Here is a 20,744-nt window from a genome sequence, read left to right as displayed (position 1 = left end):
GTGTCGGCGGTACCGGCACCGCGCCCGTCCGTGCCCCTACCTTCTCCCGAACGGGGGCCGCGGCTCATCCGCGCTCCTACTCAAGTCTTCGTCTAGGTACCAGTACTCATAACTGCGTGGTTTCGCCTCCGCGCCCTGTGGACGGTTCGCTACGATCCGGATCATGTCGGTACTTCCGCTCGTGTTCACCAGCGGCTGGGCGAGCGGGATCAACGCCTACGCCGTGGTGTTCCTGCTCGGCCTGATGGGCGCGACCGGGGTCACCGACGAGGTACCCGCGTCCCTGGAGCGGCCCGATGTGCTGATCGTGGCCGGGGTGCTGTTCCTGTGCGAGGCCGTCGCCGACAAGATCCCGTTCGTGGACTCGGCGTGGGACGTGGTGCACACCGTCATCCGCCCGGTCGCCGGAGCGGTGGTCGCGGCGCTGCTCGCCGGGCAGAACGGTTCGCTGCCGGAGCTGGCCGCCGCCGCGATCGGCGGCTCGACGGCGCTCGCCAGCCACCTCGTCAAGGCCGGTACGCGGATAGCGGTCAACACCTCGCCCGAACCGGCCAGCAACATCGTCCTCAGCCTCGCCGAGGACCTCGGTGTCTCCGCGATCATCGTCTTCGCGCTCTTCCATCCGCTCGCCGCCGCGATCATCGCGGGCACGATACTGGTGCTCGGCATCATCACGGTCGTCTTCCTGTTCTCCCGGATCCGCCGCTTCCTGCGCCGCTGGAAGGCCCGGCGCGCGGAGAAGCGGCTGGTCGCGCCGACCTGAGACGACCTGCCGGACGGCGCTGTCGGTGCCGCCCGATACAGTCCCTGACATGGCACGGATCGCGGTAATCGGCGCGGGTATGGGCGCAATGGCGACGGCGGCCCGGCTGGCCGTCGGCGGCCACCGGGTGGCGGTCTACGAGCGCTCGGCGACGTACGGCGGAGCCGTCGGAAGGTTCGCCCGGGACGGCTTCACCTTCGACACCGGTCCCGGTCTGCTCCAACTGCCCGCCGTCTACCGCGATCTGTTCGTCAAGACCGGCAAGGAACCGCTGGAGAGCCGCGTCGGCCTGGCGCAGGTCGATCCGGCGAGCCGGCATCTCTTCCCGGACGGCACGGCCGTGTCGCTGCCGAACGCCACCCGCGCGGGCGTCATCAGCGCGCTGGACGGCGCGTTCGGCGCGGGCGCCGGCGAGCGCTGGAGCGAGGTGACCGGCCGGGCCCGCGAGGTCTGGGAGGCCACCCGCCGCCCGCTCCTGGAGGACGCCCTGGCGGCCGACACCACCCCGCTGGGCCGCGACCCCTACCCCGCCGTGCGGCGCGGGCTGTTCCGCCGCGGCGCCCCGTCCCTCGCCTCCGTCGCCGAACGCGAGCTGGCCGACCCCAGGGCAGCCGCCCTGCTGACGAGTTACGCCCTCGCGTACGGCTTCGACCCGCGCACCGTCCCGGCGAGCGCCACCGTGCTGCCGTACATGGAGCAGACCTTCGGCGCCTGGTACGTGAGCGGCGGTATGCGGGCCCTCGCCGACGCGGTGTACGAGCGGTGCCTGGCGCGCAAGGTCGAGTTCCACTTCGGCGCAGAGGTCCTCGGGGTCAGGACCGCGGAGGACGGCCGGGCCTGCGGTCTCGACCTCGCCGACGGGCGGCGGATCGACGCGGACACGGTGGTCGCGGGAGCCCCGCTGCCCGCTCCCGGGGAGCCCCAGGCCGCAGGAGGCATGCCCGGCAGGTTCGTGGTGTGCCTGGCGCTGCGGGGTCCCCGACCGGCGGGCACCGCACACCGCACCGTGGTGCACGCGGCGGACGGCCGCGCGGAGTGGGAGTCCGTCTTCTCCGGCGCCGGGCCCTGCGACTCCCCGACCGTGACGGTGCTGCGCCCCGACGACCCGTCGACGGTCCCCGACGCGTCGCACGAGGCGGTGACCCTCCAGGTCACCGTGGCGACGACGGCCGGCGGGGCGGACTGGGCGGCGCCCGGCGCCGCCGCGGACTTCGCCGAGCGGGTCGTGAAGGCCGCAGAGGCGGCCGTTCCGGGTCTGCGCGAGCGGGAGTTGTGGCGTGAGGTGCGCACCCCCGCCGACACCGAACGGGAGACCGGCGCCCCGGGCGGCGCGGTGCCCGGCCCCGCCCTGGCGGGCGCGGGCGGTCTGCATCTCCACCCGGCCAACCGCTCCGCCGTCCCCGGGCTGTACTCCGTGGGCGGCTGGTCGCACCCCGGCGGCGGCCTGGCGCACGCCGGCATGTCGGGCGCGATCGTCGCGGACCTGATCGCGGGCGGCCCGGGCGGCAGCCGCTAGGGCCATCCGCCCAGGACCGGTCAGGACCGAGCAGCGGTCCCAGGGCGTGTTGCGAAAGTCCCGCCTGGCCCACGACGCCTGGCACGCGCCCTCGCTGCGTTGTCGGGCTCGTCCACGTACGTCCAGTACGAGGACGACCCTCCGCCTTGCGAGCGCACCCACCGGACGCCGTGGACCACGCCCTCCGGGCGAACGGCGCTCCTTTCGCAACACGCCCTAGTAGCGGTAGGGGTCGTACGGATCCGCGTACTGCGACTGCTCGTACTGCGGTTGCTGGGGCTGCTGCGGGATGTACGCCTGCTGCTGCGGGTCGTTGAACTGCGGCTCGTTGAACTGCGGCTCGGTGGACTGCTGCTGCGGGACCCAGACACCGCCGGGCGGCGTGTCGTAGCCGAACTCGTGGTCGTACTGCGGGGTGTACTGCTGCTGGCCCGGGTCCTGGTACGGAGCCGCGTAGGCGGGGTCGTAGTCCTGCTGACCGCCCCAGGCGTACGCGTCCGCCGCCGCGGGCTGCGGCTGCTGCTCGCCGCCACCGCCCCAGCCCTCGTAGCCCTGGGCGCCGTAGCCCTCGTAGCCACCGCTGGTGTACGGGTCGGGGGTGTAGGACGACTGGCCGTCGTAGATCCCGTACTCGCCGGTGTCGTCGAGCACCGGCATCGCCTGGTAGACCGTCGCCAGTTCGGGTCCCTCGGACACCTCCTCGATGGGGCTGACCTCGAGGACGGGCTCGCCCGCCCCGGCGCCCGCACCGCGGGTGCCCTTGCGGCGGCGGCTGGAGCCGGGGCTGCCGCCGAGCGCCCAGCCGGTGGAGAAGCCCTGCCGGTAGGACATCGTCACGAACGTCTGGCCGGTGCCGAACGCGATGGCGCCGACCGCGATGACGATGGCGTTGCGGAGCGAGACACCCCCGACGACTCCCAGGAATCCCGCGAAGGCGAGCAGCCGCCAGCGCAGCCGCGCCTTGTACTGCAGCAGCACCTCACCGAGCAGCCACAGCGCGACCACGCCGAACGCGATGTAGAGCAGCGTGTAGCCCATGTCCGCACTTCCTCACCTTACGAGCGGTCACGACCTCTGGTGCAGACCGAGATTCTCGTAGATTTCCAGCGACGCCGTGGAGTGGTTAAGAGTAATGAAGTGGAGTCCGGGGATGTCCTCGGCCATCAGGCGCCGGCACATCTCGGTCGTGAACTCGATGCCGATCGCCCGCACCGCCGCCGGATCGTCCTTCACCGCGAGGATACGGTCCGCCAGCTCCGGCGGGAAAGGCGCGTTGCCGAGCTGAGCGAAGCGCTCGATCTGTCGCACGTTGGTGACCGGCATGACCTCGGGAATGATCGGGGTCGTGCAGCCGGCGGCGGCCACCCGGTCACGCAGCCGGAAGTAGTCGTCCGCGTCGAAGAACATCTGGGTGATCGCGAAGTCGGCCCCGGCGCGGCACTTGTCGACGAAGTTCCGGGTGTCGGACTCCCAGTCGCTGGAGCGCGGGTGCATCTCGGTGAATGCCGCGACGCCGACGCAGAAGTCGCCGGACTCCTTGATCAGCCGGACCAGGTCGGCGGCGTACAGCAGGCCCTGGGGGTGCTTGACCCACTCGCCGAGCGGGTCGCCGGGCGGGTCGCCGCGCACCGCGAGGATGTTCCGGATCCCGGCGTCGGCGTACTGCCCGATGATGTTGCGCAGCTCGGCGATCGAGTGGTTGACCGCCGTCAGGTGCGCGACCGGGGTCAGGGTGGTGTCGGAGACGATCCGGTCGGTGGCGCGGACGGTGCCCTCACGGGACGATCCGCCGGCTCCGTAGGTCACGGACACGAAGGTCGGCCCTACCGCCTCGATGCGGCGGATGGCGTTCCAGAGCGTCCGCTCGCCCTTCTCGGTCTTCGGCGCGGCGAACTCGAACGAATACGACCGCTCGCCGGACGCGAGAAGTTCACGAATGGTGACCGCGTGATCGGTCCGGGTGGAAGCTGTCCCAAGGGCCATACCCGAAGGGTATCCGCGCCTCGCGACCGCCCGTAACCAGGACGGGCGATTTATCCGCTTGCGCCCCACCCTCGTCCATCCTTTGGACACGCGCTGGTGACGCGCGGGGTACGGAGTGGACGCCGGTCGGACACCCGGTGGCCGATCACGATCGGTCAGAGCGTGACCGGGCCGTGGCGGGGCGCATCAGGGGGAGCGGTCAGCCGTCGTACGAGGTGACGATCTTCGCCAGTGCGGCCGCCGCGGCGGCCGGGTCGTCGGCCTCGGTGATCGCCCGGACGACGACGATCCGCCGGGCCCCGGCCTCCAGCACCTGCTCGACGTTGGCCAGGTCGATCCCGCCGATCGCGAACCAGGGCCGGTCGGTCTCCAGCGAGGCCGCGTACCGCACCAGGTCCAGGCCCGGCGCGTGCCGGCCGGGCTTGGTCGGGGTGGGCCAGACCGGTCCGGTGCAGAAGTAGTCCGCGCCGGGCTCCGCGGCGGCCGCCGCGGCCTCGGACTCCGCGTGGCAGGACCGTCCGATGACCACGTCCTCGCCCAGGATCGCGCGAGCGGCGGGTACCGGCAGGTCGCCCTGCCCCAGGTGCAGCACGTCCGCGCCCGACGCGTGCGCGACATCCGCCCGGTCGTTCACCGCGAGCAGTTTTCCGTGCCGGCGGCACGCGTCGGCCAGGACCGCGAGCGCGTCCAGCTCGTCGCGGGCCTCGATCCCCTTGGCGCGCAGCTGGATGACGTCGACGTCCGAGCCGAGCACCGCGTCCGCGAACTCGGCCAGGTCGCCCCGGCCGGTCCTGGCGTCGGTGCACAGGTACAGCCGGGCGTCGGCGAACCGCTCACGGACGGTGTTCGGCGTGGTCATGGTGCGCTCCCCCTCGGTGCTGCGGGTCCTGGCTGCGTTACGGGCCTGCGGGCAGGCGGCTGAGGGGATCTAGAAGGCGAGCGCCTGGGCGCGGCGCTTCACCTCGGTCCCGCGGTTCTCCTTCAGTGCCTGGATGGGCGTGCCGGGCAGCGTCGGGTCCGCGGTGAACAGCCACTCCAGCACCTCTTCGTCGCTGAAGCCGTTGTCCTTGAGGACCGTCAGCAGGCCGGGCAGCCCCTTGACGATGCTTCCCTCGCCGATGAAGTCGGCGGGGACCATCAGGACCCGGTTCTCACCGCGGCGGATCGCCAGGAACAGCTTCTCCTTGATCATCGGGCGGACCCGGGTGATGGGCACACCCAGTCGCTCGGCGACCTCCGGGAGGTTCAGCCAGGAAGGTACGAGGGCATCAATCGTTGCGTCGATCTCGGTCACGGGACAAGCGTGCCATCCCTGACGGGCACCCGCGTACCGGTTCGCCGCCGCCGGGCCTGACGGTTTGACCACAATTGACGCGCAGGCCCGGTTTTGGCCTCAGACGCCCGCGGGGCTGTTGCCGGGGGTGGCCTGTACCGCGGTCTTGAGCGGGACCGCGGGGTCGGTGACGAGGCCCGGGTCGAGATGGGCGCCGCGTTCGATGAGCTTGCGGCCCTGGGCCAGGTCGCGCGGGCGGCCGACGGCGAGCAGCGCCGCGAGCACGCCGTCCCGCAGCCAGCAGACGGACCAGGCGGGCCCGGTCAGGTCGCCGCGCAGCAGCATCGTGTCGGTGGCGGAGTGGTGCCCCGCGTACTGCACGAAACGGCCGAACTGCTCGGACCAGAAATACGGGACCGGGTCGTAGACCTCGTCGCCGCCCAGCACATTGGCGGCGGCGGCGCGCGGCCCCTGGACCGCGTTGTCCCAGTGGTGGACGAGCAGCCGCTCACCGAAGCGCGCGGACGGGAAGGACGCGCAGTCCCCCACCGCGAAGACATCGGCGACGGAGGTCCGCAGCCGGTCGTCGGCCAGCACGGAGCGGTCCGGTCCCAGCTCGACGCCGGAGCCCGCCAGCCAGCCGGTGGCCGGCCGGGCGCCGATGCCGACGACGACGGCCCCGGCCCGCAGCCGCCTCCCGTCGGCGAGCAGCACCGCGCCGGGCTCGACGGCCGCTACCGCGGTCCCGGTGATCAGTTCGGCGCCCGCCTCCGCGTACCAGCCGCGCATGTGGTCGGTGACGGAGCCCGGCAGGACTCCGGCCAGCGGCCGGTCGGCCGCCTCGACGACGGTCACCGCGCAGCCCGCCTGGCGGGCCGCCGTGGCGAACTCCGCGCCGATCCAGCCCGCCCCGACCACGACGACGTCGCGCTTCTCGTCGAGCACCGGCCGCAGCTCGGCGGCGTCGTCCAGGGTGCGCAGCATGAAGACGCCCGGGATGCCCTCGCTGCCGGGCAGTGCCACCGGGTGGGCGCCGGTGGCGAGCACCAGCCGGTCGTACCGGACCAGGCCCTCTTCGGTGACCACGTGCCGTTCCGTGGCGCTCAGCGCGCTCACGTGCCGGCCGAGCAGCAACTCGACGCCGAGGCCGTTGAAGTCCACGTCGAAGGGCGAGCCCTCGGCCGTGCCGAGGAGTACGGACTTGGACAGCGGCGGGCGGTCGTACGGTGCGTGCGGTTCGGCGCCGATCAGCGTGATGTCGCCGCGCCACCCCTGTTCCCGCAACGACACAGCGGTCTGCACTCCGGCCATTCCGGCCCCGACGATCACTGCGCGCTCGGCGCTTGGCTGGCTCACACGATCACCGTAACGCCCCATTGATTACCGGCAGGCCACCAGTGCGAAATCCGATCCCCCTGTCTCCGCACTCCCCTCCCGCCCGAACGGTGCTCCCTTACCGCCGTTCGGGCCCGCGTACTAGGGTGGCGGGGCTAACGCACTCGCGGGAGCCCGGACGTACCGGGCTGAGAGGGCGGCTGACCGGCCGCCGACCGTACGAACCTGATCCGGGTCATGCCGGCGAAGGGAGGAGCGGGACACTCATGCATCCATCTCGCCACCGCTACGACGTACTGGTCGTGGGCGGCGGAATCATCGGGCTCGTCACGGCCTGGCGCGCCGCGCAGCGCGGGCTGCGCACCGCGGTCGCCGACCCGGCGCCGGGCGGCGGTGCCGCGCATGTCGCGGCCGGCATGCTGGCCGCCGTCACCGAGCTGCAGTACGGCGAGCAGACGCTGCTCGACCTCAACCTCGCGTCGGCCCGCCGCTATCCGTCCTTCGCCGCCGAGCTGGAGGACGCCACCGGGCTGGGCCTCGGCTACCGGCGGTGCGGCACGCTCGCCGTCGCCCTGGACGCCGACGACCGCGCCGACCTGCGCGAACTGCACGCCTTCCAGACGTCGCTGGGCCTGCGGTCCGAGTGGCTGTCCGGCCGGGAGTGCCGCCGGCTGGAGCCGATGCTGGCGCCCGGTGTGCGAGGCGGACTGCGTGTCGACGGCGACCACCAGGTCGATCCGCGCCGGCTGGCCGCCGCGCTGCTGCGCGCGGCCGAACTCGCGGGCGTGGCACTGCACCGGAGTTCGGTGGCCCGGATCGAGACCGTCCGGGACCACGCCACCGGCGCGGTGCTGGACGACGGCACCGTGCTCGCCGCCGAGCAGACCGTGCTCGCGGCGGGCAGCCGCAGCGGCGGTCTGCCGGGCATCCCCGAGCACGCCCTGCCGCCGGTCCGCCCGGTCAAGGGGCAGATCCTGCGGCTGCGCATCCCACCGGGCTACGCGCCGTTCCTCTCCCGCACGGTGCGGGCCGTGGTGCGCGGCGGCCAGGTGTATCTCGTGCCGCGCGAGAACGGCGAGCTCGTCGTGGGCGCGACCAGCGAGGAACTCGGCTGGGACACCACGGTCACCGCGGGCGGCGTCTACGAACTGCTGCGCGACGCCCACGAGCTGGTGCCGGGGCTCACCGAACTGCCGCTGGTCGAGACCCTCGCGGGCCTGCGCCCCGGCTCCCCCGACAACGCCCCGCTGCTCGGCCGCAGCGCGCTGCCCGGTCTGCTGCTGGCCACCGGCCACCACCGCAACGGTGTGCTGCTGACCCCGGTGACCGGCGACATCATGGCCGAGCTGCTCACCACGGGCTCGGTGCCGGAGTCGGCCCGGCCCTTCTCCCCCGCACGCTTCACGCTTCAGGAGCAGCCCGCATGACCGTCTCCGTCAACGGTGAGGCCCGCGAGATCACCGAGGGCCTGACCCTCGACCGGCTCGTCGCCTCCCTGACCGCCGCCCCCTCGGGCGTCGCCGCCGCTCTCAACGAGACCGTCGTCCCCCGCAGCCGCTGGACCACCACCGCACTCGCCGACGGCGACCGCGTCGAGGTCCTCACCGCCGTCCAGGGAGGCTGATCCCGTGCCGCACCCCCCGCACACGGCCGGTGCCGCCGACGACACCCTGCGCATCGCCGGCGTCCCCTTCACCTCCCGGCTGATCATGGGCACCGGTGGTGCGCCCAGCCTGGAGATCCTCGAACAGGCGCTGCTCGCCTCCGGTACCGAACTCACCACGGTGGCGATGCGCCGCCTCGACCCGGCGACGAAGGGCTCCGTGCTCTCCGTGCTGGGCCGGCACGGCATCCGGGTCCTGCCGAACACAGCCGGCTGCTTCACCGCCGGCGAGGCCGTCCTCACCGCGCGGCTGGCCCGCGAGGCGCTGGGCACCGACTGGGTCAAGCTCGAGGTCATCGCCGACGAGCGCACCCTGCTGCCCGACACCGTCGAGCTGCTGGACGCCGCCGAGACGCTGGTCGACGACGGATTCACCGTCCTGCCCTACACCAACGACGATCCGGTGCTCGCCCGCAAGCTGGAGGACGTCGGCTGCGCGGCGATCATGCCGCTGGGGTCGCCGATCGGCTCCGGGCTCGGGATCCGCAATCCGCACAACTTCCAGCTGATCACCGAGCGGGCGGGCGTCCCGGTCATCCTCGACGCCGGGGCCGGCACCGCGTCAGACGCGGCGTTCGCCATGGAGCTGGGGTGCGCCGCCGTCATGCTGGCGTCGGCCGTGACCCGCGCCCAGCAGCCGGTTCTCATGGCGGAGGCCATGCGGCACGGGGTGGCGGCGGGGCGGCTCGCGTTCCGGGCCGGACGCATCCCCCGCCGGCAGTACGCCGCCGCGTCGTCCCCCGTCGAGGGCGTCGCCGCGTTCGATCCGGAGCGGCCCGCCTTCAGCGGGACCTGATCCACGACCCGCTCCGGGCGGCGGATCCGGGCCCCGGTCCGGGATCCGATCCGCCGCCTGGAGCGCTCCCACCGGGGCGGACGGTCACGGTTGCGTCCCGGATCGCTACGGGCGGGACACAGTACGGCCGCGTTCGGCGAGACGGGTCGGCGGCGGCTCGTAGACTTCCGTGTCGTGGATACGACCCTGCAGGATCCCCTCGTCGGGCAGACGCTCGATGGCCGCTACCGGGTCGAGGCGCGCATCGCCGTCGGCGGTATGGCCACGGTCTACCGGGCTGTGGACACCCGCCTCGACCGGGTGCTCGCGCTGAAGGTGATGCACCCCGGGCTGGCGGCCGACGCCGGTTTCGTCGACCGCTTCATCCGCGAGGCGAAGGCGGTGGCCCGGCTCGCGCACCCGAATGTCGTCGGCGTGTACGACCAGGGCACGGACGGCACGTTCGTGTACCTGGCCATGGAGTACATCGCGGGCTGCACGCTGCGCGACGTGCTGCGCGAGCGCGGCGCCCTGCAGCCACGGGCCGCGCTGGACATCCTGGAGCCGGTGCTGGCCGCGCTCGGCGCCGCGCACCGGGCCGGGCTCATCCACCGGGACGTGAAGCCGGAGAACGTCCTGATCGGCGACGACGGCCGGGTGAAGGTCGTGGACTTCGGCCTGGTCCGGGCGGTCGACACCAACACCAGCGTGACGACCGGCTCGGTGCTGGGCACGGTCTCGTACCTCGCCCCGGAGCAGATCGAGCACGGCACCATAGACCAGCGCACGGACGTGTACGCCTGCGGCGTGCTGCTGTACGAGATGCTGACCGGCGGGAAGCCGCACACCGGCGGTACGCCGATGCAGGTGATCTTCCATGTGCTGAACGAGGACATCGTCGCGCCGTCCGAGGCCGTCCCCGGGCTGGCGCCCGTGCTGGACGCGCTGGTCGGCCGGGCCGCCGCGCGTGACCCGCAGCTGCGCCCCGCCGACGCCGTGGAGCTGCTCGCACAGCTGCACACCACCCGTCAGGCGCTGAGCCAGGAGCAGCTGGACCTGGTGCCACCGCGGGCGGTGCCGGACGCTCAGGAGCCGCAGGACGCCGTTCCGGGCACCGGCTGGCTGAAGGACTCCCAGGGCGCGCCGGGCGACGAGGAGCAGACCAGCGTCATCTCCCGGCCGGTCCTGCCGGCCGAGGAGGAGCTCAACCGCACGAGCGTTCTCCAGCTTCCGCCGCCGCTGCCGCCGGTTCCGGCCGGCCCGCCGGGACCGTCGGGGCCCGCGGGGCACCGTACCGCCCGGCGCGGCCCGCGGCGCGGTGTGCTCGCGGTGATCGTGGCGGCGCTGCTGATCCTCGGGGTCGGCGCCGGCGTCTGGTACATCAGCGACGGCCAGTTCACCAAGGTCCCGGCCGTCCTGGCGCTGTCGCAGGCGGACGCGCAGCAGAAGCTCGACCACGCGGGGCTGCACACCAAGGTCACCACCGGCTTCAGCCTCACCGTTCCCCGCGGCCAGGTGATCTCCACCGATCCCGGACCGGGCCGGCGCGTCCGCAGCAACGCCGAGGTCACGCTGACCGTCTCCAAGGGGCCGCAGGAGGTCCACGTACCCGATGTCACGGGCAAGACGCTGGCCGTGGCGCAGGAGCAGATCAAGGGCGCGGCGCTGACGCCGGGCACGGTGACGCAGGAGTTCACGGAGGACGTACCCAAGGGCGCCGTGATCTCCACGGACCCGCCGGCCGGTACGAAGCGCTCGCCGGACGCCGTCGTGTCGATCGTCGTCAGCAAGGGCGCCCCGGTGGACGTCCCCGACGTGGTCGGGGATTCGGTCGCCGACGCCCAGCAGGCGCTGCAGGACGCCGGGCTGACCGTCGTGCTCGCCCCGGACAAGGTCTTCTCGGACGTGGCCGACAAGGACAAGGTGGCTCTCCAGACCCCGGGCAAGGGCACCCAGGCCGGCGCGGGCGACACCGTCACGATCACGATCTCCAAGGGACAGCAGCTCTTCGACGTGCCGGATGTGAAGGGCAGGAGCGCGGGCGACGCGAAGCAGATCCTCAAGAGCGCCGGCTTCGACATCCGGTTGATGCACGCGTTCTTCGGCGACACCGTGTTCAGCCAGTCGCCGGAGGGGGGCCAGCAGGCGCCCAGGGGCGCCACGATCACCGTGTGGGTCCGGTGAACCGCAATCCCGTCGGCGGCCATGTGCAGGTGGCCGGCGGCCTCGCGACCGTCGGGCTGGCCAACGCCGAGCGGCTGACGGCCGAGGCCGTCCAGGTCTTCGTGGCCAACCCGCGCGGCTGGGCCACCCCGCCCGGCGATCCGCGGCAGGACGAGCTGTTCCGCGCGGGCCGCGCCGCCGGGTCGGTGCCCGCGTACGTCCACGCCCCGTATCTGATCAACTTCGGCTCGGACACCCCGGCGACGGTCGAGAAGTCGGTGGAGTCACTGCGCCACTCGCTGCGCCGGGGCCGGGAGATCGGCGCGCTGGGCGTGGTGGTGCACACCGGGTCCGCGACGGGCGGGCGGCCCCGCTCGACCGCCCTGGCACAGGTGCGGGAGCACATGCTGCCGCTGCTCGACGAGCTCACCCACGACGACGACCCATGGCTGCTGCTGGAGCCGACCGCGGGCCAGGGCGCTTCGCTCTGCTCGCTGATCGAGGACCTGGGCCCGTACGCCGACGCCCTCGACCGGCATCCGAAGCTCGGGGTCTGCCTGGACACCTGCCACGCCTTCGCGGCCGGGCACGACATGGCGGCGCCCGGCGGGATGAAGCTGCTGCTCGACGAGCTGGTGGACACCGTCGGTGAGGGCCGGCTGAAGTTGATCCACGCCAATGACTCCAAGGACGTGAGCGGCGCCCACAAGGACCGGCACGAGAACATCGGGGCCGGCCACATCGGCGCCGAGCCGTTCCGCGAGCTGTTCCGCCACCCGGCCACCGCCGGGGTTCCGCTGATCATCGAGACACCGGGCGGGCCCGAGGGCCATGCCGCGGACGTGGCGCTCCTGAAGGCGCTGAGGGACGGTCCGCAGGGCGCATAACCCCTTACGGGAATACCCCCTGGGGGTATACGGTTGGCTACAGAGCGACCAACCGGCGATTCCTGATGGGGGTGGAACGTCATGCAGCACGACCACACGACGCACCAAGAACACACGCACCACGAGCCACAGACCGGCCACGAAGGGCATGCCGCCCACGGCTCCGCGTCCTGGCGCATGGCGGCGACGGCGACCCTGCACTGCCTCACCGGCTGCGCCATCGGCGAGGTCCTCGGCATGCTGATCGGCACCGCGCTCGGCTGGCACAACGTTCCGACGCTGATCCTGGCCATCGTGCTGGCCTTCGCCTTCGGCTACGCGCTCACCATGCGCGGGGTCCTGCGCGCCGGACTCGACCTGCGCGCCGCGTTCCGGGTCGCGCTCGCCGCCGACACCGTCTCCATCATCTTCATGGAGCTCGCCGACAACGGGACGATCATCGTCTTTCCCGGCGCCATGGACGCGACCCTGTCGGACGCACTCTTCTGGGTGAGCCTGGCGCTGTCGTTCGTCGTCGCGTTCCTCGTGACCACACCGGTCAACAAGTGGCTGATAGGCCGCGGCAAGGGCCACGCGGTCGTCCACCAGTACCACTGATCAGGCGGTCAGAGCTCCGGGCCGTCCCCGGGCTCCTCCTGGTAGGAGTAGCGCTGCTCCGACCAGGGGCTGCCGACGTTGTGATAGCCGCGCTCCTCCCAGAAGCCGCGGCGGTCGGCGGTCATGTACTCCACGCCCCTGACCCATTTGGGCCCCTTCCAGGCGTAGAGGTGCGGGACCACCAGCCGGGCCGGGAAACCGTGCTCCGCGGTCAGCGGTTCGCCGCCCTTGTGGGTGGCGAATATCGACTTGTCGTCGGAGAAGTCCTCGATCCGGAGATTCGAGCTGAAGCCGTACTCCGCCCACACCATCACGTGCGTGACGCCGGGGGCCGGGGGCGCGAGCCGCAGTACCGTCGCGGCGGAGACCCCGCCCCACTCCATGCCGACCATGCTGAACTTCGTCACGCAGTGGAAGTCGGCCTTCACGATCGAGTACGGCAGCGCCGAGAACTCCTCGTGGTTCCAGCAGTGTTTGTCCCCGTCGGCCGTGTTCCCGAAGACCCGGAACTCCCACCGGTCCGGCTTGAAGCGCGGCACGGGACCGTAGTGGGTGACCGGCCAGCCCCGCTGTAGCCGCTGCCCCGGGGGAAGCTCACCCGCACGGCTTTCGGACTGACCCATGACTCCATGGTGACAGACCGGACCCAGTGCTTCTGACCGGGCTGGGCCCGATTCGGGACCGCCGGTCCCCACCGGATGTAAGCGTGCACTTACTGGATCAGCCGTGCCCGCAGTGCAAAGATGCGGCCATCTTGTCGATTCCCTTTGGAAGGACGGCGTTGCCATGCAGGGCGACCCCGAGGTCATCGAGTTCCTCAACGAACAGCTGACCGCAGAGCTGACCGCGATCAACCAGTACTTCCTGCACGCGAAGATGCAGGAGAACTTCGGTTGGACGAAGCTCGCGAAATACACCCGCTCGGAATCCATCGACGAGATGAAGCACGCGGAACTGCTGACCGACCGCATCCTCTTCCTCGACGGCCTGCCGAACTACCAGCGGCTGTTCCATGTACGGGTGGGCCAGACGGTCACCGAGATGTTCCAGGCCGACCGCCAGGTCGAGGTCGAGGCCATCGACCGCCTCAAGCGCGGCGTCGAGGTCATGCGGACCAAGGGCGACATCACCTCGGCGAACATCTTCGAGTCGATCCTCGCCGACGAGGAGCACCACATCGACTACCTCGACACCCAGCTCGAACTGGTGGAGAAGCTGGGCGAGCCGCTCTACATCGCGCAGCTCATCGAACAACCGGAGAGCTGACGCCGGTCCCGCGCAGCGGACAGCTCAGGCCGCTTCGGCCATCGGCTCTTCCGTTACGGCCAGCTGCCCAGCGGCCGGCCGGGCCACCGGCGTCGCCGTACGGCCGAGCAGTGCTTGGATGCGCTTGACGCACGACCCGCAGTCGGTGCCGGCCTTGCAGGCCGAGGCGAGTTTGCGGGGGCTGCAGGCGCCGGAATCCGCGTGCTGCTTGACCTGCTGCTCGGTGATGCCGAAGCAAGAGCACACGTACACGCGGTTCACCCCTCTCGGGCGCCTGGGCTGAGGTTACCCTTACCTTACCCGGCACGTCCGTCGGTGAAAAGCGGCAAGGGGCGCGGATCTGTGTGATCCGCGCCCCTTGTGCCGTCTTCCGGCTGTCCGCCAGGACTACTGGCCCCGGTACATCTCCGCGACCAGGAACGCCAGGTCCAGCGACTGGCTGCGGTTGAGCCGCGGGTCACAGGCCGTCTCGTACCGCTGGTGCAGGTCGTCGACGAAGATCTCGTCGCCGCCGCCCACGCACTCGGTCACATCGTCGCCGGTCAGCTCGACGTGGATGCCGCCCGGGTGGGTGCCGAGGCCCTTGTGGACCTCGAAGAAGCCCTTGACCTCGTCGAGCACGTCGTCGAAGCGCCGCGTCTTGTGGCCGGACGCCGCCTCGTAGGTGTTGCCGTGCATCGGGTCGGTCACCCACGCCACCTGCGCGCCCGAGGCCGTGACCTTCTCGACCAGCGTCGGGAGCTTGTCGCGGACCTTGTCCGCGCCCATGCGGACGATGAACGTCAGCCGGCCCGGCTCACGCTCCGGGTCCAGCCGGTCGATGTACGTCAGCGCCTCTTCCGGCGTTGTCGTCGGGCCGAGCTTGATGCCGATCGGGTTGCGGATCTTCGAGGCGAACTCGATGTGCGCCCCGTCGAGCTGCCGGGTGCGCTCGCCGATCCACACCATGTGGCCCGACGTGTCGTACAGCGAGCCGGTCCGCGAGTCGACGCGGGTCAGCGACGACTCGTAGTCCAGCAGCAGCGCCTCGTGCGACGCGTAGAACTCCACGGTCCGGAACTCGGCGGGGTCGGTCCCGCACGCCGCCATGAAGTTCAGCGCGTTGTCGATCTCGCGGGCCAGCGCCTCGTAGCGCTGTCCGGACGGCGAGGACTTCACGAAGTCCTGGTTCCAGGCGTGCACCTGGCGCAGGTCCGCGTAGCCACCGGTGGTGAAGGCGCGCACCAGGTTGAGCGTCGAGGCGGACGCGTTGTACATCCGCTTGAGCCGCTCGGGGTCCGGGACCCGCTCCTTCTCGGTGAAGGCGAAGCCGTTGACCGAGTCACCGCGGTACGTCGGCAGCGTCATGCCGTCGCGGGTCTCGGTCGGCTTGGAGCGCGGCTTCGAGTACTGGCCGGCGATCCGGCCCACCTTCACGACCGGCACGGAGGCCGCGTACGTCAGCACCGCACCCATCTGCAGGAGCGTCTTGAGCTTGTTGCGGATCTGGTCCGCGGACACGGCGTCGAAGGCCTCGGCGCAGTCGCCGCCCTGCAACAGGAACGCCTCGCCACGGGCGACAGCCCCCAGGCGGGTACGCAGCTGATCGCACTCGCCGGCGAAGACGAGAGGCGGATACGACTCGAGCTCCGCGAGCACATTGCGCAGCGCCTCGGAGTCGGGGTACTCGGGCTGCTGCGCCGCGGGAAGGGATCGCCAGGTGTTTCCACCGGCTGCGGGGTTAGCGTTCACGGTCACACGACCACACTACGGGGTGACGACAGGCGGAATCCGACGCCGCCCATTGGATGAGACGAGCCCCACTGCGCCGTCCCCCGTGCGTTAGGGTTCTGAACATGTTCGCGCAACAGCACACCAACTGGTGGTGGCCCGCTCAACCGGCGGCCCACCTCATCGCGCGTACGTAACGACTCACCGCGAAGGCCGCCCAAGGGGCGGCCTTTTCTGTTTCCCGGCCGCTCCCTCCGTTGTCCCACCATCGGAAGGACCCGCCGTGCATCCCGTCTCCGGCACCGAAGCCACCACGGCCACCGCCCTCGTCGAGCGGCTGCTCTCCCCCGGTTGCCCACCGTTCGCCCTGCTCCGCCGCCGCACCCCGGGCCGCGACACCGACCTCGTCGAAGTGCTCCTCGGGCCCGTCACCGAAGCCGGCCGGCTGCGGGACATCACCCTGCCGGACGGTGCACCGGGTGACGGCCCGGCGCTGGACGCGCTCGCGCTCGTACCGTTCCGGCAGATCCGCGAACGCGGCTTCGACGTGCGCGACGACGGGACGCCGCTGGCCGTGCTGCGGCCCGACGAGACGTACGAGCTGCCGCTGGCGGACGTCCTCGCCGCGCTCCCGGACCAGGAGGTGACGGTCGACGAGGGTGCGTTCGACGTGGACGACGACACCTACGCCGGGATCGTCGAGCGGGTGATCGAGGACGAGATCGGCCGCGGCGAGGGCGCCAACTTCGTGATCCGGCGGACGTTCCGGGGGCAGATCGCGGGCTACGGGCCGCGCTCCGGGCTCGCCCTGTTCCGGAAGCTGCTCAGCGGTGAGCGCGGCGCGTACTGGACGTATGTCGTGCACACCCCGGACCGCACGCTGGTGGGCGCCAGTCCCGAGGTGCATGTGCGGATGGCGGGCGGCACGGTCGTGATGAACCCGATCAGCGGCACCTACCGCTATCCCGTCACCGGGCCGGACCCCGAGGGGCTGCTCGCCTTCCTCCACGACCCCAAGGAGGTGGAGGAGCTGACGATGGTGGTCGACGAGGAACTGAAGATGATGTGCACCGTCGGCGACCTCGGCGGTGTGGTGGTCGGGCCGCGGCTCAAGGAGATGGCCCACCTCGCGCACACCGAGTACGAGCTGCGCGGCCGCACCACCATGGATGTACGGGACGTGCTGCGCGAGACGATGTTCGCCGCGACCGTCACCGGCTCCCCGGTGCAGAACGCCTGCCGCGTCATCGAGCGGTACGAGCCGGGGGGCCGCGGTTACTACGCGGGCGCGCTGGCCCTGATCGGGCGGGACGCGGCCGGGACCAGGACGCTGGACTCGCCGATCCTGATCAGGACCGCGGACATCGACCCCGGCGGGCAGCTGAAGGTGCCGGTCGGCGCGACGCTGGTCCGGCACTCCGACCCGCGCGGCGAGGTCGCCGAGACGCACGCCAAGGCGGCCGGGGTGCTCACCGCGCTCGGAGTGCGGCCGGCCCCCGAGCACGCTCCCGAGCCGGCGTACCGGCTGGCCGACGACATCAGGGTGCGGGCCGCGCTGGACGCCCGGCGGGCGAACCTGGCGCCGTTCTGGCTGCGGATGCAGGTCGAGCCGTCCCCGGCCGACCGGCGCGCGCTGTCGGCGCACGCGCTGGTGATCGACGCGGAGGACACCTTCACCGCGATGCTCGCGCATGTGCTGCGCTCGTCCGGGCTGGGCGTCACCGTACGGCGATACGACGAGCCGGGCCTGCGGGAGGCGGCGCTGTCCCACGAGGGTCCGGTCGTGCTCGGCCCCGGCCCCGGCAATCCGGCGGACGCCACCGACCCGAAGATGCGCTTCCTGCGCACCCTCGCCGCCGACCTGGTCAAGGGCCACCGGCAGGGGCTGCTCGGTGTGTGCCTGGGCCAGGAGCTGCTCGCGGCGGAACTGGGGCTGGACATCGTGCGCAAGGACGTCCCCTTCCAGGGCGCCCAGGAGCGCATCGACTTCTTCGGCCGGCCGGAGACCGTCGGGTTCTACAACACCTTCACGGCGCGCTGCGACGACGCGACCGCCGAGGAGCTCGCCACCCACCGGGTGGAGCTGAGCCGTGACCCGGCCACCGGTGATGTGCACGCGATGCGCGGGCCGGGGTTCGCGGGCGTGCAGTTCCACCCCGAGTCGGTGCTCACCCTGAACGGCACTGCGATCGCGGCGGAGCTGCTGGCGGCCGTGCTCACGCCGTCTCGCTGAACGCCGAGGCGTCCAGCACGGGATCGGCGAGCACCGGTCCGATCAGCATCATCACCTCGGCGATCATGCGGAACTCGTCGGCGGTGCCGTCGACCACCAGGTCGGCGAGGGCCCGGGAGGGGGCGACATGCGCGGCATGCCGCTCCCTCCCGGTCTCCAGGTAGTTCAGCAGCGACAGCCGCGGGTCCTGCCGCTGGACGTCGATCTTGCGGAGGATCTTGCGGGCCAGCCGGATGTCGTCGGGGGTGTCGACGTACACCCGCCAGGTCGCCCGGCCGGCGACCGACGGCAGGGTGAGGGCGAACAGGCCCTCGACGACGACCAGCCGGTGCCGGCCCGAAGTGGCCGCGGCCTCGATCGCCGCGACCACCGCGAGCTCGTCGATCGAGCCGGGATGGTTCCAGTCCAGGACCTCGGACCCGCTCGCGCTGACCGTGCGCACCCCGCGCACGGTGTCGTGCGCGGGCACGTAGAAGTCATCGAGGTGGATCAGACCGATGGTCTCGTGATGGTGCAGCGACAGCGCCTCGGCAAGGGTTGACTTGCCCGATGCGGTGCCGCCTGCGACCGCCAGTACAGGTGTGCGCCACCTGTTCGTCACACCCGTCATACCGGGCGCTCCTCATGTGCTCAAAGGGGGAAAACGAAGCGGCCGGACAAGCCGGGTGGACGGAGAATAAGGCGCACTGATCGTCTGCTGCAAGCAGTGATGTTCCCCTGATGTTCAAGGTTCAGCCAAAGAAGACCCCCGCCTCCGTGTAGAGCTTCGGATCGACGGTCTTGATCCGGGCGGTGGCCTCCGCGATCGGCACCCGGACGATGTCCGTACCGCGCAGCGCGACCATCTTCCCGAAGTCCCCTTCGCGCACCGCGTCGATGGCGTGCAGCCCGAACCGGGTGGCCAGCCAGCGGTCGAACGCACTGGGCGTTCCACCGCGCTGGACGTGCCCGAGCACCGTGGTGCGGGCCTCCTTGCCGGTGCGCTTCTCGATCTCCTTGGCGAGCCATTCGCCCACGCCGGAGAGCCGGACATGGCCGAACGAGTCCAGGGTGCCGTCCTTGAGCACCATGTCGCCGTCCTTGGGCATGGCGCCTTCCGCGACGACCACGATGGGCGCGTAACGGATCTTGAACCGGCTCTCCACCCAGCCGCAGACCTGCTCGACGTCGAAGCGCTGTTCCGGGATGAGGATGACGTTGGCCCCGCCGGCCAGCCCCGAGTGCAGGGCTATCCAGCCGGCGTGCCGGCCCATCACCTCGACGACGAGGACACGCATGTGCGATTCGGCAGTGGTGTGCAGCCGGTCGATCGCCTCGGTGGCGATGTTGACCGCCGTGTCGAAGCCGAAGGTGTAGTCGGTGGCGGACAGGTCGTTGTCGATGGTCTTGGGAACGCCGACGCACGGAATGCCGTGCTCGTCGGAGAGGGTCGCGGCCACCCCCAGGGTGTCCTCGCCACCGATCACGATGAGCGCGTCGACGTCGAAGGCGGCGAGGTTCTCCCTGACCCGGCGGATACCGTCCTCGACCTTGAGCGGATTGGTGCGCGAGGAACCGAGGATGGTGCCGCCGCGCGGCAGGATGCCCCGCACGGCGGGGATGTCGAGCGGCACGGTGTCGCCTTCGAGGGGACCGCGCCAGCCGTCCCTGAAGCCGATGAACTCGTAGTCGTACTCCTGGACACCTTTGCGGACGATCGCCCGGATGACCGCGTTGAGACCGGGGCAGTCACCACCACCGGTCAGTACTCCGACCCGCATGGACTCTTCCCTTCGCCAGCACTGCGTTGCATTGCCTTAACGGGAACCAACTCGGGCAACGCTAGCGTGACTTGGGTCACATGCGGGATGGGGCGAACGGGGTCATTCGCCGTCGAGACCGCGCTCGATCGCGTAACGCACCAGTTCCACCCGGTTGTGCAGCTGCAGCTTGCCGAGGGTGTTCTGCACGTGGTTCTGCACGGTGCGGTGCGAGATGACGAGCCGCTCGGCGATCTGCTTGTAGCTCAGGCCCTTCGCGACCAGCCGCAGCACCTCCGTCTCACGGTCCGTCAGCCGAGGCGCCTCGGGCTCGTCCGAGGACGTGGGAGCCGGGTCGGAGGCCAGCCGCCGGTACTCGCCCAGGACCAGCCCGGCCAGCCCCGGGGTGAAGACCGGATCGCCGATCGCCGTCCTGCGGACCGCCTCCACCAGCTCGTCACGGCCGGCGGACTTCAGCAGATAGCCGGTGGCACCGGACTTCACGGCCTCCAGCACGTCCTCGTGCTCGCCGCTCGCCGACAGCACCAGCACCCGCAGCGCGGGATTGTCCGCGACCACGTCCTTGCACACCTGCACTCCGGACATCCCCGGCAGGTTGAGGTCCAGCACGATCACCTCGGGCATCGCCGCCCTGGCCCGGCGCACGGCCTCCGGCCCGTCGCCCGCCGTCGCCACCACCTGGTAGCCGGCCTCGGACAGGTCCCGGGCGACCGCGTCCCGCCACATCGGGTGGTCGTCGACCACCATCACCTTCACGGTGTGGTCCTGCTCGGGTTGGGTGTCCCCCGCCATGTGACTGCCTCTCGTCCGGCCGAATCTC

The 20,744-nt window shown here is 71.5% G+C and carries 21 protein-coding genes and 1 riboswitch; of the genes, 10 read left to right on the top strand and 11 right to left on the bottom strand.

All coding sequences use genetic code 11. The annotated features are described in order from the left end of the window. Nucleotides 1-163 precede the first annotated feature (163 nt). Nucleotides 164-763, top strand: coding sequence for a DUF4126 domain-containing protein (locus G3I60_RS32175; RefSeq protein WP_138356156.1), 600 nt, complete (start codon nt 164-166; stop codon nt 761-763). Between the two features lie 49 nt (nt 764-812). Further along, complete coding sequence (locus G3I60_RS32170; protein ID WP_164608071.1) at nt 813-2,279, top strand: NAD(P)/FAD-dependent oxidoreductase; 1,467 nt, start codon at nt 813-815, stop codon at nt 2,277-2,279. A 216-nt stretch (nt 2,280-2,495) separates the two neighbouring features. Here the strand turns inward: G3I60_RS32170 and G3I60_RS32165 are convergent, their stop codons facing one another. The 5 genes from G3I60_RS32165 to G3I60_RS32145 form a co-directional block, all read right to left on the bottom strand. Then, nucleotides 2,496-3,317 carry a hypothetical protein gene (locus G3I60_RS32165; protein WP_164296263.1) on the bottom strand — a complete coding sequence of 274 codons (822 nt, stop codon included), beginning with the start codon at nt 3,315-3,317 and terminating at the stop codon, nt 2,496-2,498. 27 nt (nt 3,318-3,344) lie between these two features. After that, a complete protein-coding gene (gene metF / locus G3I60_RS32160; protein WP_138356159.1) occupies nt 3,345-4,262 on the bottom strand; it encodes a methylenetetrahydrofolate reductase [NAD(P)H] in 918 nt (305 codons plus the stop codon). A 199-nt stretch (nt 4,263-4,461) separates the two neighbouring features. Then, nucleotides 4,462-5,121: a thiamine phosphate synthase gene (gene thiE / locus G3I60_RS32155; RefSeq protein WP_138356160.1), complete on the bottom strand. Its 660-nt coding sequence runs from the start codon at nt 5,119-5,121 to the stop codon at nt 4,462-4,464. 69 nt (nt 5,122-5,190) lie between these two features. Next, nucleotides 5,191-5,556, bottom strand: a complete 366-nt coding sequence (locus tag G3I60_RS32150; RefSeq protein WP_138356161.1) for an Rv2175c family DNA-binding protein — start codon at nt 5,554-5,556, stop codon at nt 5,191-5,193. 99 nt (nt 5,557-5,655) lie between these two features. Continuing rightward, entirely contained in the window at nt 5,656-6,912 is a 1,257-nt protein-coding gene (locus G3I60_RS32145) for an NAD(P)/FAD-dependent oxidoreductase (RefSeq protein ID WP_164296262.1), read from the bottom strand. Between the two features lie 114 nt (nt 6,913-7,026). Continuing rightward, nucleotides 7,027-7,140, top strand: a riboswitch (TPP riboswitch). Between G3I60_RS32145 and thiO the strand changes: the two genes are divergently transcribed. From thiO to G3I60_RS32115, 6 genes are all read left to right on the top strand, one after another. After that, nucleotides 7,137-8,297 (top strand): glycine oxidase ThiO, encoded by a 1,161-nt coding sequence (gene thiO, locus G3I60_RS32140; RefSeq protein WP_164608069.1) that lies wholly within the window; start codon nt 7,137-7,139, stop codon nt 8,295-8,297. It overlaps the preceding riboswitch by 4 nt. Then, a complete protein-coding gene (gene thiS, locus G3I60_RS32135; RefSeq protein WP_138356164.1) occupies nt 8,294-8,494 on the top strand; it encodes a sulfur carrier protein ThiS in 201 nt (66 codons plus the stop codon). The genes thiO and thiS overlap by 4 nt, the downstream gene beginning before the upstream one ends. Before the next feature lie 46 nt (nt 8,495-8,540). Then, nucleotides 8,541-9,329, top strand: a complete 789-nt coding sequence (locus tag G3I60_RS32130) for a thiazole synthase (protein ID WP_203674427.1) — start codon at nt 8,541-8,543, stop codon at nt 9,327-9,329. 174 nt (nt 9,330-9,503) lie between these two features. Then, the gene (gene pknB / locus G3I60_RS32125) at nt 9,504-11,492 is read left to right on the top strand and encodes a Stk1 family PASTA domain-containing Ser/Thr kinase (RefSeq protein ID WP_164296259.1); all 1,989 of its coding nucleotides are present in this window, start codon (nt 9,504-9,506) and stop codon (nt 11,490-11,492) included. Continuing rightward, nucleotides 11,480-12,358, top strand: coding sequence for a deoxyribonuclease IV (locus tag G3I60_RS32120; RefSeq protein ID WP_343241518.1), 879 nt, complete (start codon nt 11,480-11,482; stop codon nt 12,356-12,358). The genes pknB and G3I60_RS32120 overlap by 13 nt, the downstream gene beginning before the upstream one ends. An 81-nt stretch (nt 12,359-12,439) precedes the next feature. Further along, the gene (locus G3I60_RS32115; RefSeq protein WP_164296257.1) at nt 12,440-12,955 is read left to right on the top strand and encodes a DUF4396 domain-containing protein; all 516 of its coding nucleotides are present in this window, start codon (nt 12,440-12,442) and stop codon (nt 12,953-12,955) included. Between the two features lie 8 nt (nt 12,956-12,963). Here G3I60_RS32115 and G3I60_RS32110 read toward each other — a convergent pair whose 3' ends face one another. Then, nucleotides 12,964-13,578, bottom strand: a complete 615-nt coding sequence (locus G3I60_RS32110; RefSeq protein ID WP_164296255.1) for a sulfite oxidase-like oxidoreductase — start codon at nt 13,576-13,578, stop codon at nt 12,964-12,966. A 163-nt stretch (nt 13,579-13,741) separates the two neighbouring features. Between G3I60_RS32110 and bfr the strand changes: the two genes are divergently transcribed. Next, nucleotides 13,742-14,221 (top strand): bacterioferritin, encoded by a 480-nt coding sequence (gene bfr, locus G3I60_RS32105; protein ID WP_138356169.1) that lies wholly within the window; start codon nt 13,742-13,744, stop codon nt 14,219-14,221. A gap of 24 nt (nt 14,222-14,245) precedes the next feature. Here bfr and G3I60_RS32100 read toward each other — a convergent pair whose 3' ends face one another. Beyond that, a complete protein-coding gene (locus G3I60_RS32100) occupies nt 14,246-14,482 on the bottom strand; it encodes a bacterioferritin-associated ferredoxin (RefSeq protein WP_164296254.1) in 237 nt (78 codons plus the stop codon). A gap of 126 nt (nt 14,483-14,608) precedes the next feature. Continuing rightward, the gene (locus G3I60_RS32095; protein WP_164296253.1) at nt 14,609-15,958 is read right to left on the bottom strand and encodes a class II 3-deoxy-7-phosphoheptulonate synthase; all 1,350 of its coding nucleotides are present in this window, start codon (nt 15,956-15,958) and stop codon (nt 14,609-14,611) included. Between the two features lie 256 nt (nt 15,959-16,214). Between G3I60_RS32095 and G3I60_RS32090 the strand changes: the two genes are divergently transcribed. Further along, the gene (locus tag G3I60_RS32090) at nt 16,215-18,164 is read left to right on the top strand and encodes an anthranilate synthase family protein (RefSeq protein WP_164296251.1); all 1,950 of its coding nucleotides are present in this window, start codon (nt 16,215-16,217) and stop codon (nt 18,162-18,164) included. Here G3I60_RS32090 and G3I60_RS32085 read toward each other — a convergent pair. From G3I60_RS32085 to G3I60_RS32075, 3 genes are all read right to left on the bottom strand, one after another. After that, nucleotides 18,148-18,774, bottom strand: a complete 627-nt coding sequence (locus tag G3I60_RS32085) for a uridine kinase (protein WP_138356173.1) — start codon at nt 18,772-18,774, stop codon at nt 18,148-18,150. The two genes, G3I60_RS32090 and G3I60_RS32085, sit on opposite strands and share 17 nt — an antisense overlap. A 121-nt stretch (nt 18,775-18,895) precedes the next feature. Further along, on the bottom strand, nt 18,896-19,924 hold the full coding sequence (locus G3I60_RS32080; protein WP_164296250.1) for a 6-phosphofructokinase: 1,029 nt from the start codon (nt 19,922-19,924) through the stop codon (nt 18,896-18,898). Between the two features lie 102 nt (nt 19,925-20,026). Further along, nucleotides 20,027-20,716: a response regulator transcription factor gene (locus G3I60_RS32075; RefSeq protein WP_138356175.1), complete on the bottom strand. Its 690-nt coding sequence runs from the start codon at nt 20,714-20,716 to the stop codon at nt 20,027-20,029. Nucleotides 20,717-20,744 lie beyond the last annotated feature (28 nt).

Source organism: Streptomyces sp. SID13666 (assembly GCF_010548325.1).
Lineage (GTDB): Bacteria > Actinomycetota > Actinomycetes > Streptomycetales > Streptomycetaceae > Actinacidiphila > Actinacidiphila fildesensis.
This window is presented reverse-complemented; position numbering and strand designations above follow the sequence as displayed.